Raw genomic sequence first — 13,901 nt, forward strand, 5'->3', positions numbered from 1 at the left:
GGCGGGGCTTCGGTGCAACAGCTCGGTCGCTTATTTCATCGAAGAGCGTGGTGCAACAGGCTGGTTGTCGTTGGAGATGGTCACTTCCACACGGCGGTTCATGGCGCGGCCCGAGTTGCTGGTGTTGTCAGCAACAGGGTATTCCTTGCCGTAACCCATGGTCACAACGCGCGCCGGGTCTACGCCCATGCGGACCAGTGCCATGCGAACCGAATTGGCGCGGCGCTCGGACAGCGACTGGTTGTAGGAAGCCGAACCGGTGCTGTCGGTGTAGCCTTCGACAATCACTTTACGGTCTGGATTTTCCTGCAGGAAAGCGGCCAGTTTGCCGATGTCGCCCTGAGCGGTAGGCTTCAGATCAGCCTTGTTGTAATCAAACAGCACGTCACCGAAAGTCACCAGCGTACCGCGTTCGGTCTGCTTGGCGTTCAGGCTGTTTTTCAGCGCAGCGATCTGAGCGTCGCGAGCTTCCAGACGGGCTTTTGCACGGTCGGCAGAAGCATTTTGCAGAGAGGCTTCGGAAGTGCGCAGCGCGATGGTTTGCTTGGCCAGTTCAACGCGCTGGTTGGTCAGGTAAGCCAGTTGGTCGACTTTCTTGACGTCTTCATCGTCGCGGAAGGCTTTTTCAGCCTTGTCCAGCCACTCGCTGGCGTCTTTGGTTTCAAGCGCCGCGACTTTGGTGGCTTCCGGGTTGGTTTGCAGCGCGGTGTAGTTGCTGCGCGCCTGCTCCAGATTAGGGTTGGGCTTGGTTGCACAGGCTGCCAAAGCAACGCTCATGGCCAGCAGAGCAGGGATCATCAATTGTTTACGCATAATATGGTCGTCCTTTAATCAGTTACGAATTCATGAAAACAGAAGGTTGGCGGAGCAATCACTGCACCTGGCGCAGGCCTTCTTCACGGAGTTCGTTGACGCCCTGGCGAGCATCCTGCACAGCCTTGGCAGCTTTGGCGGCCTGAGATTTGCGCTCAGCTACACGAGCATCCCACTCAGCCTGTTCAGCCAGTTTGCGGGCTTCGTCGTATTTGTGGTCTTGCATCGCCAGATCAGCTTCCTTGAGCTTGTCCTGAGCCGATTTCATTTCAACGGCTGCGAACTCTGTACCGCCAGCGCTGACGGCGCTGTTGACGGCCGATTGGGAAACCGCGTACTGCTCGGACGGCGGGTTGCCAGCGCAACCAGCCAGAATGAAGGTGCTACCGATTGCCAGTGCGGCCAGTTTCAAGCCGCGCAGGCCTGTGGATTTTTTGTTGGCAGTGAGGGTGTTCATGGTGATCAACTCCATTGTCTGACTCCGAACGTGGTTATCCATGACAGTTTGTATAGCAAGTCCGGGCATGAGGTCATACAACTGCCTGCTGCCATTCGGGCTTTCCTGTAATGGTTAATGGCTCCGACCTGCGCAGTTTTTGATTAGTTCAGTTAAATATTTTTGATTGGTAAGGAATTGTCAGCGCATTTGCGAGGCTGAAAGGATGCTTGTCGACATATGAAAGAAGCGTTCGTCCAGGTTGCCGTGCCCAGTGAAGCAGCTTTACGCAGCCGGCAATTGTCGCCGCACCGGCTTTTGGTGCACTGTTGGCAATCAGGATTCGAATACACGTGGCCGCCTGCGGGAGGGTCATGCTACTAAGCCCAAACAAAAACCGGGAGAGGGAACGATGGCCGATATCGATGTGCGTCTGCGCGAAGACGTTCACCTGCTGGGTGAACTGCTGGGCAACACCATCCGCGAGCAGCGCGGAGCTGATTTTCTTGACAAGATCGAACGCATCCGCAAGGGCGCCAAGGCCGGCAGACGTGGCTCTGCCGAAGGCGCCGAACAACTCAGTTCGAGCGTAGACAGCCTTGGCGATGACGAGCTGTTGCCTGTGGCGCGGGCCTTCAACCAGTTTCTCAACCTGGCCAATATTGCCGAGCAGTATCAGCTCATGCACCGTCGTGACGACAGCCAGCCGCTGCCGTTCGAGTCCCGCGTGCTGCCCGAGCTGCTTGATCGTCTGAAGGCCGAAGGGCACGCGCCTGATGCACTGGCGCGGCAGCTGAGCGAGCTGCAGATCGAACTGGTGCTCACGGCCCACCCTACTGAGGTCGCGCGCCGTACGCTGATCCAGAAGTACGACGCTATCGCGGCGCAACTCGCGGCACTGGATCATCGTGACCTGAACAGCGCCGAGCGCGAACAGATCACGGCGCGCCTGCAACGCCTGATTGCCGAAGCCTGGCACACCGAAGAGATCCGACGCATCCGGCCCACGCCGGTCGACGAGGCCAAATGGGGCTTCGCGGTCATCGAGCATTCGCTCTGGCACGCTATCCCGAACTACCTGCGCAAGGCTGACCATGCGTTGCACGCCGCCACTGGCCTGCATCTGCCGCTGGAGGCTGCGCCGATACGCTTCGCGTCCTGGATGGGCGGTGACCGGGACGGCAATCCGAACGTAACGGCCGCGGTCACCCGCGAAGTTCTGCTGTTGGCACGCTGGATGGCGGCTGACCTGTATCTGCGCGACGTCGATAACCTGGCCGCCGAGCTGTCGATGCAGCAGGCCAGCCCGGCCCTGCGCGCCAGTGTCGGTGACAGCGCCGAACCCTATCGCACCGAGCTCAAACGCCTGCGCGAGCGCCTGCGTGCGACCCGTAACTGGGCCAATGCTTCGTTGACCGTCACCCAGCCAGCGCCTGACGAGGTGCTCAGCGACAACCAAGAGTTACTCGACCCGTTGATATTGTGTTTCCAGTCGTTGCACGAATGCGGCATGGGCGTGATTGCCGACGGGCCGCTGCTGGATTGCCTGCGTCGCGCTGTCACCTTCGGCCTGTTTCTGGTGCGGCTGGATGTGCGTCAGGATTCCAGCCGGCACTGTGCAGCCATGACCGAAATCACCGATTACCTGGGGCTGGGTCGCTACGAAGAGTGGGGCGAGCAAACCCGCATCGACTTTCTGTTACGTGAACTGAATAACCGCAGGCCGTTGTTGCCTGCCTGTTTCAAACCTGCTGCCGACACTGCCGAAGTGCTGGCGACCTGTCGGGAAGTTGCGGCGGCTCCAGCAGCGTCGCTGGGCTCTTACGTTATCTCGATGGCCGGTTCGGCGTCGGATGTACTGGCTGTACAACTGTTGCTCAAGGAATCCGGGCTGCAACGGCCGATGCGCGTGGTGCCGCTGTTCGAGACCCTGGCCGACCTCGATAACGCCGGGCCGGTGATCGAGACGTTATTGGGTCTGCCGGGCTATCGCTCACGTCTGCATGGCCCGCAAGAAGTCATGATCGGTTATTCCGACTCGGCCAAGGACGCCGGCACGACAGCGGCGGCCTGGGCGCAATACCGGGCGCAGGAAAAACTGGTGGAGATCTGTCGCGAGCAGCACGTCGAGCTGCTGCTGTTCCACGGCCGCGGCGGTACAGTCGGGCGTGGCGGCGGTCCGGCGCATGCGGCGATTCTGTCACAGCCACCCGGTTCGGTGGCGGGGCGCTTCCGGACCACCGAACAGGGCGAAATGATCCGCTTCAAGTTCGGCCTGCCGGACATCGCCGAACAGAACCTCAACCTTTATCTGGCGGCGGTACTGGAAGCCACCCTGCTGCCGCCGCCGCCACCACAACCCGCCTGGCGGACGATGATGGACCAGCTGGCCAGCGACGGGGTCAGCGCCTACCGCGCGGTGGTGCGCGAGAATCCAGAGTTCGTCGAGTACTTCCGTCAGGCAACGCCCGAACAGGAGCTGGGCCGTCTGCCGCTGGGCAGTCGACCTGCCAAGCGTCGCGAAGGTGGCGTCGAGAGTCTGCGCGCCATTCCGTGGATCTTCGCCTGGACCCAGACGCGTCTGATGCTGCCCGCCTGGCTCGGTTGGGAAGCCGCGCTGGGCAAGGCGCTGGAGCGCGGTGAGGGTGAAGTGCTGGCGCAGATGCGCGAGCAGTGGCCGTTCTTCCGTACCCGCATCGACATGCTGGAAATGGTACTCGCCAAGGCCGATACGGACATTGCCAGGCTCTACGACGAACGTCTGGTTCCCGCCGAGCTGCAACATTTAGGCGCACATTTACGCGACCTATTGTCGCAGGCGTGCACTGTGGTTCTGGGGCTCACCGGGCAGACGCAACTGCTGGCCCACAGCCCTGAAACGCTTGAATTCATAAGTCTGCGCAACACCTACCTCGACCCGCTGCACCTGCTTCAGGCCGAACTGCTGTCCCGGTCGCGCAGCCGCGAAGCGAGTCTTGACAGCCCTCTGGAGCTGGCGCTGCTGGTGTCTGTAGCGGGTATCGCCGCCGGCCTGCGCAACACCGGCTGATCCGTCCGGCCAATACCGCAGCCGGGTCATTTCGATCCGGCTGCGGCAAGGTCGGGGTTTGCAGGTCAGCCTGCCGGAAACGTTGATACAGATCATGCCGCTCGACAGTCAAGGCCTGCAAGCCGGTACACCTGCGGTTACTGCGACTTTCGGCGGCTTGTGCGGCCCCGGTCGGCTGTGTATCTTGATCAGCCTTTCGGCCTGTTGGCCTGATTATTTTTTAGATTGGCCCCCGAGGCGAATCCGTTGATTTCACTATAAAAATTTTGAGGAGCATGACGATGCGCGTGATTCTGCTGGGAGCTCCCGGGGCCGGTAAAGGTACTCAGGCAAAATTCATCACTGAAAAATTCGGCATCCCGCAAGTTTCGACAGGCGACATGCTGCGCGCTGCGGTCAAGGCGGGCACCGAGCTGGGCCTGAAAGCCAAGAGCGTCATGGACGCAGGCGGCCTGGTTTCCGATGACCTGATCATTGGTCTGATCAAGGACCGACTGGCCGAACCGGATTGCGCGAACGGCGTGCTGTTCGATGGTTTTCCGCGCACCATTCCTCAAGCCGAAGCGCTGTTGAACGCCGGTCTGGAAATCGACCATGTGCTGGAAATCGCTGTCGACGACGAAGAAATCGTCAAGCGCATGTCCGGTCGCCGTGTCCATGAAGGCTCCGGCCGCATCTACCACACAATCTTCAATCCGCCGAAGGTCGAAGGCGTTGACGATGTGACTGGTGAACCCCTGTTGCAGCGCAAAGACGACGTCGAAGAAACTGTTCGCCATCGTCTGGCGGTCTATCACGCGCAGACCAAGCCGCTGGTCGAGTTCTACAGCAATCTGCAAGCGAAAAACGGCAAGCCTAAATGCAGCCACATTCCTGGCGTCGGCTCGGTTGAAGAGATCACTGCCAAAGTGCTGGACGCCTTGAAACCCGTGAAGTCGGTGAAACCTTTGAAACGTCTGAACCCCCGTCACTGAAGCACGCAGCCTGTTCAATAAATGGCCCGCTAGCGGGCCATTTGTCATTTATACTGCGCCACTTTTTCACCAAGACGGAAACATCGATGAGCACCTTGCTGGCCCTGGACACCGCCACTGAAGCCTGCTCGGTCGCTTTGCTGCATGACGGCAAGGTGCTGAGCCACTACGAGGTGATTCCGCGCCTGCATGCCCAGCGCCTGTTGCCGATGATCAAGGACTTGCTGGCCGAGGCGGGCATTGCGATGTCGGCGCTGGATGCCATCGCCTTCGGGCGCGGTCCGGGGGCTTTCACCGGCGTGCGCATTGCCATCGGGGTGGTGCAGGGGCTGGCGTTCGCGCTGGAGCGTCCGGTGCTGCCAGTGTCCAACCTCGCGGTGCTGGCCCAGCGTGCCTTTCGTGAGCATGGCGCGACGCAGGTTGCTGCGGCCATCGACGCACGCATGGATGAGGTGTATTGGGGTTGCTATCGCGAGACGGCGGGCGAGATGCGCCTGATCGGCGAAGAAGCAGTCATGGCGCCTGAACGGGCGACGCTGCCGACCGATGCCAGCGGTCAGTGGTTCGGCTCGGGCACTGGCTGGGGTTACGCCGAACGCATTCCGGTGAGTCTGGCTGCGCATGATGCAAGCATGCTGCCCCACGCCCAGGACTTGTTGGCCTTGGCAACATTTGCCTGGAATCGTGGCGAATCCTTGCCGGCAGACGACGCTCAACCGGTGTACCTGCGTGACAAGGTCGCCACGCCGAAGACACGCTGAGTTTGCATCCGGTGCGATGCGGGAATGACTGGGCAAATGCTCTGAACAGGTAGCCTGAGGGCTCATGAAATCCCGCGTCGCGCCGAAATAGTATCAACAGGCCATCTACCGTTTATCGTCTGGGTGCGTCGTAATCTCATATGGCGTAAACAATATTCAATATATGTGGTCTAGTTATCGTTCGGCAATTTGCGAACTACAATGCAGTAACGCTAAATTGCCACTATCGACGCCGAGTACTTAATCGATGCGCATAGACGGAACCTCATCACGCTCTTACCCGATCAAGCGAAAGCCGCAGAAGACGCCTTCCACTGTTGAAGGTTCTTTTGAGGAAGTCGCCGCTGATGCCGAGCTGCCACCGCTTTCCGCGCAGGCACGCCGCGAGCCGGGTGATGCACCTATTGGCAGTACGGCCAATGTACCTGCGCGTCCGCAAGACATTATCTTCCCGCGCTCAATGAGTTCTCGTGTCGCTCACGCTCTGGCCAGTTACCTGACCACTGCCAGCTTTGTGGATTGGGACCTTGAAGTATCGGGGCTCGATCTTCACGTCTGATTGTGTCTGACCTGCCTTACTACCTCGGTTGCCCGTCATGGAGTGAAAACGCCTGGCGCGAGTTTCTTTACCCCGAAAATGCCCGTCCGAATGATTTTCTGAGTCTCTACACTCAGGTATTCAATGTTGTTGAAGGCAACACCACTTTTTACGCGCGTCCAGCCGCCACGACCGTGCAGCGTTGGGCCGAAATAATGCCTGATGATTTTCGTTTCACCGCCAAATTCCATAAAGACATCAGCCACAGCGGCGACCTTCGTGAGCAGATCGGCGCTGCCGAGGATTTCATTCGCTTGCTTGCCCCGTTGGGTCAGCGGATATCGCCGTTCTGGCTGCAACTTCCCGCCAGTTTCACGCCGCAGCGTCTTGCCGAGCTGGTTGGCTTTGTCGATGAATTGAAGATGCCGCTGGCGGTAGAAGTGCGCAACATGGCGTTCTTCATGAAAGGCGACGAGGAGCGCATGCTCAACCGGCTGTTGCTGGATCGCGGGATCGAGCGCATCTGTCTCGACTCGCGCGCCTTGTTCAGTTGCATCTCGAGCGATCCTGCCGTGCTGCATGCGCAATCCAAGAAACCCAAAGTGCCACCGCGCCCGGCAGCATTGACCCTGTTCCCCCAGGTCCGCTTCATTGGCCGCCCCGAGCTGGAAGCCAACGATCCCTTTCTGGTCCAGTGGGTGGAGAAGGTCGCTTTGTGGATCGAAGAAGGGCGAACGCCTTACGTATTTCTGCACACTCCGGACAACCTCAGGGCTCCAGAGCTGGCCAGGCGTTTTCACGAACAACTGATGGTGCGCCTGCCCGGGCTGCCATCGCTGCCGGAACTGGATCGCGGGCCGCAGGTTGAACAGTTGGGCTTGCTCTGAGGTCTTCAAGCAGGGGCCGATAGCGCCTGAATCTTTCAAAGGCTGAATATGCGGGCATTGCTGTTTTTTCTGGTGGTTTGCACAGGTATTGCGCTTGCCGTCTGGCGCGGCTGGATTGATGTACCTGCGCAGTGGAATCCCTGGGCGCCGCTCGACGTGCGAGCCGAGCCGAACGTCCTGACGTCTTACAAATTGTCACGATTGCAGAACGATCCCGCCCTCTGCGATCAGGTGCTGGCGACCTCGGGTTTGCGTTTCAGTCGGCAGGNTGAATACCTTGCGTGTGCAGGGTGGCGAGGTGGCGCTGAGCAGCAGTTTTCTGGCCAGTTGCCCGCTGGCAGTGGCTTATGCGTTGTTTGATGTCCATACCTTGCAGCCTGCTGCTCAGGCGGTCTTTGGCCAGCGCGTGGCACGCATCGATCACCTCGGCAGCTTCGCCTGTCGCAACATCTACAACCGCGCCAACAGCCGGCTCAGTCAGCACGCTAGCGCCAATGCGCTGGACATAGCGGGTTTTCGCCTGGCTGACGGCCAGCGAATCAACCTGCTCAAAGACTGGGGTGATAGCGGCGACAAGGGGCGTTTTCTAAGGCTGATTCGCGACGGCGCCTGCAAGAACTTCAGCTCCGTGCTGGGGCCGGAGTACAACGCCGCGCATCGCGATCACTTTCATATGGACATGGGGCGGTGGGCAGTATGCAAGTGAGCGGCAAGCTGCAAGTTAGAAGCTCTCTCAGATCCGGGTGGCAGCTTGAGGCTTGAGGCTTACCGCTTACGCCGCCATCCTGAGGTTCTGCAAAATCAGTGGGCGAGCCCAGCCGTTTTCGTAGTCGAACTGGCGCTGTTGGGTGGCGATGGTTTGCGGGTCCAGGGGCAGGGCAGGCTTGTCGGCCAGTTCCCATTCAAGTTCGGCAATCGGCAAATGCAGCGGGCGCGGCTGCGGACCGGGGCCAGGAGTGCCTTTGTCGTCGTAGGGGTTCATAACAAGTGGGCGTACCCAGTTGCTTTCGAATTCCAGATTTCGCTGCTGTGCGATCATTTCAGCCATGCTGAAAGGTTCGGCGGGCGGTGGCAGCAGGTCGAGATCAAATTCGGCGATCGGCAGGAACAACGGTTCTGGTGGCTTGACCTCGGTGTCAGTCACCGGGCAGGCGCGTTGCTCGACGATTTTGCTCAGCGTCTTGGCGCCGGCAACCGGCTCGCCGGTTTCAATATCGACTTCGGCGGCTGTCGGGTGTACTGGAACGCTATCGCTGTCACTGACCTGTTCTGCCATCGCGCGGGCAAAAGCATCCGACCACAGCTGCGTTACACCACCCAGTGTGCGGGTGTTGCGAACGCTAAAGTCGCCTGAGTGCGACAAATAGCCAATGGCGGGTTGAACAATGTCTGACATAGCGATCAGTACTGACGTTGGGTCTGGCAAAATGCCTGATACTTGGTTATCGGCAGAAATTGCCGATCATTAACAAATTTTGAGTGTGTAAGCGCAATGAGTGAGCAACAAACAGGCAGTCGTATCCGGGTCGAGGCGATGGCCGTCGACGGACAGGAGCGGGCGAAGGAATGGGCGCAGCGTCTTGGCTTGCCACTGCACGACGAAGAGGCCGATTTTGCGTTGCAGCTCACCGACGTTGGCTTGCAATTGCAGCAGTTGGGCGACGATGCGCCAGGTGCCGTGCGGGTGGACTTTGTCGAAGGTGCGGTTGCGCACCGGCGTATGTTCGGTGGCGGCACCGGGCAAATGATTGCCAAGGCAGTCGGCATTCAGCCCGGCATACGCCCCAGTGTTCTGGATGCGACGGCGGGCTTGGGCAAGGATGCGTTCGTGCTGGCGAGTCTGGGTTGTGACATGAGCCTGATCGAACGCCAACCGATTATCGCGGCGCTGCTGGAAGATGGTCTGGCGCGTGGTCGTGCTGATCGTGACGTCGGTTCGATCGTTGCCCACATGCGCCTGCTGACCGGTAACTCCATTGACCTTATAAACACGTGGGCAGACGAGCCGCCGCAGGTCATCTACCTCGATCCGATGTTCCCGCACCGGGAAAAGACCGCACTGGTCAAAAAAGAAATGCGCCTGTTCCGGCCGCTGGTCGGCGACGACATGGACGCCCCCGCCTTGCTGCAAGCCGCCCTGGCGCTGGCCACCCACCGCGTAGTCGTCAAACGCCCCCGCAAAGCCCCCTGCATCGAAGGGCCCAAGCCTGGCTACGCGCTGGATGGCAAATCCAGCCGCTACGACATCTACCCGAAAAAAGCCCTGAAACCCAAGGTGGTCGAGAAGGCACCGGGTGAGTAGAGCGTTTGCCCGGCTGCTTCTCCGTGCGTGCGTTGAGAACGCCTGAACCCCGGTTGTTGCTTACGCTCCAGCGCTGTGGGAACGGGCCGGGCGACGCTTCGCTTGTCCGCGAACTGCCGGGAACCGGCAGCAAAACCGGATATGCGGTACATCAGGCGCAACCGGGTGACCGGTTTTAGGGCACTTCAGGACCTGTATATGATGCTGGGGACCCTGGCGCGGGAACGTATTTGCGTCAAAGCGCCCCAAACACCTTCTTCGCCAGCCCGGTAGCCGCTGCCTGCGGGTTGGAGCGGATGCTCTCTTCCTGCCTGGCAATCATCTCGAACAGACCGTTAAGCGCCTGCTCGGTTACATAGCTTTCGAGATTGGCACTTTTGCTGTCCAGCGCGCCAAGCGCTGCAGCCTTGCCGGCGAAGGCATTGTATTTCTGTGCCAGACCCACTTGGTCAGTAGACTTCTTGACGATAGGCAGGAATTTGGCGCGGATCTGTTCACGGCTGGTGCTGCTCAGGTACTGGGTCGCCGAGTCCTTGCCACCGCTGAGAATGGCCTTGGCATCGGTCACCGTCATTTTTTTCACCGCGTCTACCAGCAACGCCTGAGCCTGAGGTACGGCTGCTTCAGCCGCCTGATTCATGCTGGTTTCCAGTTGATCGACCTGGCTGCCCATGCCCAGCATTTTCATCTTCTTCGCGACCTGGCCCAGCTTGCCCGGCAGCTCGATACGCACCTGTTCATTCTTGCTGAAACCGCCGGGCACTCCCAGTTGCTTGACAGCAACCTGCGCGCCCTGGGTCAGGGCATCCTTGAGCCCGCCCGTGGCGTCCGATTGTGAAAGGTCGCTCAGCGACAAGGCGAACACGTTGGCCGACATCAGCAGACCTGCACAGAGACCGGCAACGGTAAACGAAAAACGAGGCATAAGGCGTCCTTGTATAGATAGGTTCTAACCCGCGCATGAGTTGATAGCAGCGCAGCACGCTATCAAGCGTATCAGGAAGTCATGGCAGGCATGTAAAACCTGCGGATGAGTCTTGATGATTTCTGAAGAGGGGGTGTGTGGGTGAAACGACAGCGGCGCGTTGAGAACGCGCCGCTGAAGAGCGCTTTTTATTTCGAGGTCAATCAACCGTCTACTTGAATGACCTTGATCATCAGACCGGTCTGATCTTCGCCGGCCAGTGTCACTTCATGCACGGTGTCGCTGATCCAGATCAGGCGATTGTCATGTTCAATCCGTGCCGACAAGCCGTAAGTGTGGCCCGGCACCGGATATCGATCGGTTGCATAGCCCAATTCAAACGGGATCGGCACCTGGTGGTTGATTGGCTTCTCGCAGACATCAATCACTTCCGAAAAATCGTCAGCACCGCTGATGTCACTCAGCTGAACAGTCAGTTTGCAGTCGCTTGGCAGAGCGATGCGTGGCAGGTAATAAACTTCACCCTGAAGGCGTACTAGGGGTTCACTGGACATTTCAATTTCCTTATTGAGTAGGCACCAGTCATTGGTGCAAACCACACGTTAGCTGACGCCAGCATGTAGAAAACACCTGTCTGAAAGTCCTTATCAATTTGCGGAAAACCCCTACGTCTCCCCAGTCTCGCTTCTCACATTTTGCTCTTCTTCGTTGCTGTGCAGGGCAACTTGCCGGATCGACAGGCGGATTTCAGCAGGCAGGACGCGCTTGGCTGCACCTTCCGCCAGTTCGCCCAGCAACGGGTGATAACTCAGTTTGCCTGAGGCGTCCTTGCGCAGTACACCGAGGTCCAGCAAGGTCTGGATAAAGTGCCGGAACAGGCTCTTGTCGAAAAACTCCGGCGCGTTCAGGCCATGCAGGATCGACAGGCGCTGGGCCATGACCGTGCACAGGTCTTCCAGCTCTTCGGGGCTCAGAGTGTTCTGGCCATTGTTGAGCAACAAGGCAATTGCCATGTAGAAACGCTGCAAGGTCTGCGCGATGGCGCGCGACAACAGGGTCAGCAACACGAACTCCCGGGAGCTGGGTTCCGGGCGCACGTAGGCGTCATTCTTGAAGCGCAACAGACCTTGTTCGACGAACGCGGCGAGCCATTGATCGATCACCTCATCCAGCTTGTTCAGCGGCCAGCGAATGAACAGTTCCGATTGCAGGTAAGGATAAAGCGCGTGGGTGTAGCGCAGAATCTGCTCGCGGGTCATGCGTGACGAACTCTGGAAAAAGCTCGCCAGCAACGACGGCAGGGCGAAGATGTGCAGGACGTTGTTGCGGTAGTAGGTCATCAGGACCGCGTTCTGCTCGTTCAGGTACAGAATCCTGCCCAGCGCATCTTTCTGCTCGGCCAGCAGGTCCATGCCTTTGACGTGCTCGATCAGCGAACGGCCGTCGCCTTCCGGCAAGGTGGTGTGCGGTGAATACGGCACGCTGCGCAATAGCGTCAGGTACAGGTCGAGAACACGCTCCATGGCCTGATCGTCCAGCGCCAGTTTTTGCGTCGACAGCAGTGCCACCGCCACCAGGTTCATCGGGTTGACCGCCGCCGCTTCGTTGAGGTGCTGGGCCACACGCTCGCCCAGTCGATGCGTGGTTGCACTCAACCATTCGGGGCGATACTGCGGCGCGAGTTCCTGGGCGCGCCAGTCTGGCTGCTCACTGTCGAGGAATTCAGCCAGCTTGATCGGTTCTCCGAAGTTCACCGAGACCTCACCAAAGCGCTGCTTCAATGCGCCGATGACTTTGAAAATATCGAAGATCGATTCTTTTTTCTTGGTCGCACCGCGCAGCTCGCCCAGATAGGTACGGCCTTCCAGCACTCGCTCGTAGCCGATATACACCGGAACGAAGACAATCGGCATCCGCGAGTTGCGCAAAAAGCTGCGCAGTGTAATGGCTAGCATACCGGTCTTGGGTTGCAGCATGCGCCCGGTACGCGAGCGACCGCCCTCGACGAAGTATTCGACCGGAAACCCTTTGGTGAACAAGGTGTGCAGGTATTCATTGAACACTGCGGTATACAGCGGATTGCCCTTGAAGGTACGACGCATGAAAAACGCGCCGCCACGCCTTAGCAGACTGCCGACCACCGGCATGTTCAGGTTGATACCGGCGGCAATGTGCGGCGGGGTCAGGCCGTTGCGAAACAGCAGATAAGACAGCAACAGGTAATCGATGTGGCTGCGATGACACGGCACGTAGATCACCTCATGCCCCGGCGCGACTTCCTGCACACCTTCGATGTGGCTGACTTTGATGCCGTCGTAGATCTTGTTCCAGAACCAACTGAGCACCACTTCCAGAAAACGGATGGCGGAATAGGTGTAGTCCGACGCGATTTCGTTGCCGTAACTCAGTGCACGTTCGCGCGCCTTCTCATGCGAAATCTTTTCCCGTTCGGCTTCTTCGATGATCGCCTGTTTAACCAGCGGCTCGTCCAGCAGGCCCTTGACCACGGTGCGCCGGTGCGACACATCCGGGCCGATCACGGCACTTTTCAGGTTGCGGAAATGCACGCGAAGCAGACGCTGGCTCATGCGCAGGGTCAGTGGGTAGCCTTTGTTCTGGTCAACCAGTTCACGCATATGAATCGGCGCGGAAAACTGCACGCGGGTCTTGCGGCCCAGAATCAGGATGCTGACCAGACGCCGCAAGCGCCCGGTGACTGCCCAGCTGTCGGCGAACAACAGTTTCCAGGCGCTGGACTCGCGATCAGGCGACTGACCCCAGAACACACTGACCGGAATGATCTGCGCATCTTCGGTAGGGTTCTGGCTGACCGCTGCCACCAGACGTTCCAGCGCCGGTGGCGCACCGCGCTTGTCATGGCGGCCCAGCCAGTCAGGCGAGGGCGTCAGGTAGAAATACGCCATCGGTTCGATCAGCTCGCCAACCGCAACCGACAGCACGGGACGCGGCAGGCCGGCCTTGCGGCATTCGGTGTCGACGACCGCGAGATCGCTGACCGACGGCGACTGCAACGCATAGAACACCGGCCGACTGCGGTCGAGGTTGAGCGTGAAGGACGACTGATTGATGGTTTCCGAGCGAACCCAGAGGTACAGCAATCGGCGCAGGGTGCCGAACACAAGACGACGGAACGGAGAGCGGGTCATACGGCTTCTGCTGAGTAGGGGGCGGGCGGCTGCCCGAGATGGGCGTCAG

The 13,901-nt window shown here is 59.3% G+C and carries 12 protein-coding genes and 1 pseudogene; 7 read left to right on the top strand and 6 right to left on the bottom strand.

What is annotated here, in order from left to right; translation table 11 throughout:
- Window positions 1-30 precede the first annotated feature (30 nt).
- Both ABJ99_RS20015 and ABJ99_RS20020 read right to left on the bottom strand, forming a co-directional pair.
- Window positions 31-813, bottom strand: coding sequence for an OmpA family protein (locus ABJ99_RS20015; protein ID WP_054087289.1), 783 nt, complete (start codon window positions 811-813; stop codon window positions 31-33).
- A 58-nt stretch (window positions 814-871) separates the two neighbouring features.
- The gene (locus tag ABJ99_RS20020; RefSeq protein WP_054087290.1) at window positions 872-1,285 is read right to left on the bottom strand and encodes a DUF4398 domain-containing protein; all 414 of its coding nucleotides are present in this window, start codon (window positions 1,283-1,285) and stop codon (window positions 872-874) included.
- Window positions 1,286-1,661: 376 nt separating this feature from the next.
- Between ABJ99_RS20020 and ppc the strand changes: the two genes are divergently transcribed.
- From ppc to ABJ99_RS20050, 6 genes and pseudogenes are all read left to right on the top strand, one after another.
- On the top strand, window positions 1,662-4,298 hold the full coding sequence (gene ppc, locus ABJ99_RS20025) for a phosphoenolpyruvate carboxylase (protein WP_054087291.1): 2,637 nt from the start codon (window positions 1,662-1,664) through the stop codon (window positions 4,296-4,298).
- 281 nt (window positions 4,299-4,579) lie between these two features.
- Complete coding sequence (gene adk, locus ABJ99_RS20030; protein WP_054087292.1) at window positions 4,580-5,272, top strand: adenylate kinase; 693 nt, start codon at window positions 4,580-4,582, stop codon at window positions 5,270-5,272.
- Between the two features lie 86 nt (window positions 5,273-5,358).
- On the top strand, window positions 5,359-6,033 hold the full coding sequence (gene tsaB / locus ABJ99_RS20035) for a tRNA (adenosine(37)-N6)-threonylcarbamoyltransferase complex dimerization subunit type 1 TsaB (RefSeq protein ID WP_054087293.1): 675 nt from the start codon (window positions 5,359-5,361) through the stop codon (window positions 6,031-6,033).
- 247 nt (window positions 6,034-6,280) lie between these two features.
- Entirely contained in the window at window positions 6,281-6,592 is a 312-nt protein-coding gene (locus tag ABJ99_RS20040) for a hypothetical protein (protein ID WP_007250124.1), read from the top strand.
- A 2-nt stretch (window positions 6,593-6,594) separates the two neighbouring features.
- The gene (locus ABJ99_RS20045; protein ID WP_054087294.1) at window positions 6,595-7,458 is read left to right on the top strand and encodes a DUF72 domain-containing protein; all 864 of its coding nucleotides are present in this window, start codon (window positions 6,595-6,597) and stop codon (window positions 7,456-7,458) included.
- A gap of 48 nt (window positions 7,459-7,506) precedes the next feature.
- Window positions 7,507-8,164: pseudogene (locus ABJ99_RS20050) on the top strand (extensin-like domain-containing protein).
- Window positions 8,165-8,230: 66 nt separating this feature from the next.
- Here ABJ99_RS20050 and ABJ99_RS20055 read toward each other — a convergent pair.
- Window positions 8,231-8,854, bottom strand: a complete 624-nt coding sequence (locus tag ABJ99_RS20055) for a hypothetical protein (RefSeq protein WP_054087295.1) — start codon at window positions 8,852-8,854, stop codon at window positions 8,231-8,233.
- Window positions 8,855-8,992: 138 nt separating this feature from the next.
- On the opposite strand from ABJ99_RS20055, the gene ABJ99_RS20060 reads away from it, so the two are divergent.
- Entirely contained in the window at window positions 8,993-9,760 is a 768-nt protein-coding gene (locus ABJ99_RS20060; protein ID WP_375232739.1) for a class I SAM-dependent methyltransferase, read from the top strand.
- 235 nt (window positions 9,761-9,995) lie between these two features.
- Here the strand turns inward: ABJ99_RS20060 and ABJ99_RS20065 are convergent, their stop codons facing one another.
- The 3 genes from ABJ99_RS20065 to plsB form a co-directional block, all read right to left on the bottom strand.
- A complete protein-coding gene (locus ABJ99_RS20065; protein WP_054087297.1) occupies window positions 9,996-10,685 on the bottom strand; it encodes a DUF4197 domain-containing protein in 690 nt (229 codons plus the stop codon).
- Window positions 10,686-10,888: 203 nt separating this feature from the next.
- Window positions 10,889-11,239: a YbaY family lipoprotein gene (locus tag ABJ99_RS20070; protein ID WP_054087298.1), complete on the bottom strand. Its 351-nt coding sequence runs from the start codon at window positions 11,237-11,239 to the stop codon at window positions 10,889-10,891.
- Between the two features lie 111 nt (window positions 11,240-11,350).
- Window positions 11,351-13,852 carry a glycerol-3-phosphate 1-O-acyltransferase PlsB gene (gene plsB, locus ABJ99_RS20075; RefSeq protein ID WP_054087299.1) on the bottom strand — a complete coding sequence of 834 codons (2,502 nt, stop codon included), beginning with the start codon at window positions 13,850-13,852 and terminating at the stop codon, window positions 11,351-11,353.
- Window positions 13,853-13,901: the final 49 nt, after the last annotated feature.

This window comes from Pseudomonas syringae pv. cilantro (assembly GCF_001293775.1).
Taxonomy (GTDB): domain Bacteria; phylum Pseudomonadota; class Gammaproteobacteria; order Pseudomonadales; family Pseudomonadaceae; genus Aquipseudomonas; species Aquipseudomonas syringae_P.

Bases quoted from the DNA above. Each gene is read 5' to 3' on its own strand.
- ABJ99_RS20015 (WP_054087289.1), bottom strand. From the start codon at position 813: ATGCGTAAACAATTGATGATCCCTGCTCTGCTGGCCATGAGCGTTGCT.
- ABJ99_RS20020 (WP_054087290.1), bottom strand. From the start codon at position 1,285: ATGGAGTTGATCACCATGAACACCCTCACTGCCAACAAAAAATCCACA.
- ppc (WP_054087291.1), top strand. From the start codon at position 1,662: ATGGCCGATATCGATGTGCGTCTGCGCGAAGACGTTCACCTGCTGGGT.
- adk (WP_054087292.1), top strand. From the start codon at position 4,580: ATGCGCGTGATTCTGCTGGGAGCTCCCGGGGCCGGTAAAGGTACTCAG.
- tsaB (WP_054087293.1), top strand. From the start codon at position 5,359: ATGAGCACCTTGCTGGCCCTGGACACCGCCACTGAAGCCTGCTCGGTC.
- ABJ99_RS20040 (WP_007250124.1), top strand. From the start codon at position 6,281: ATGCGCATAGACGGAACCTCATCACGCTCTTACCCGATCAAGCGAAAG.
- ABJ99_RS20055 (WP_054087295.1), bottom strand. From the start codon at position 8,854: ATGTCAGACATTGTTCAACCCGCCATTGGCTATTTGTCGCACTCAGGC.
- ABJ99_RS20060 (WP_375232739.1), top strand. From the start codon at position 8,993: ATGGCCGTCGACGGACAGGAGCGGGCGAAGGAATGGGCGCAGCGTCTT.
- ABJ99_RS20065 (WP_054087297.1), bottom strand. From the start codon at position 10,685: ATGCCTCGTTTTTCGTTTACCGTTGCCGGTCTCTGTGCAGGTCTGCTG.
- ABJ99_RS20070 (WP_054087298.1), bottom strand. From the start codon at position 11,239: ATGTCCAGTGAACCCCTAGTACGCCTTCAGGGTGAAGTTTATTACCTG.
- plsB (WP_054087299.1), bottom strand. From the start codon at position 13,852: ATGACCCGCTCTCCGTTCCGTCGTCTTGTGTTCGGCACCCTGCGCCGA.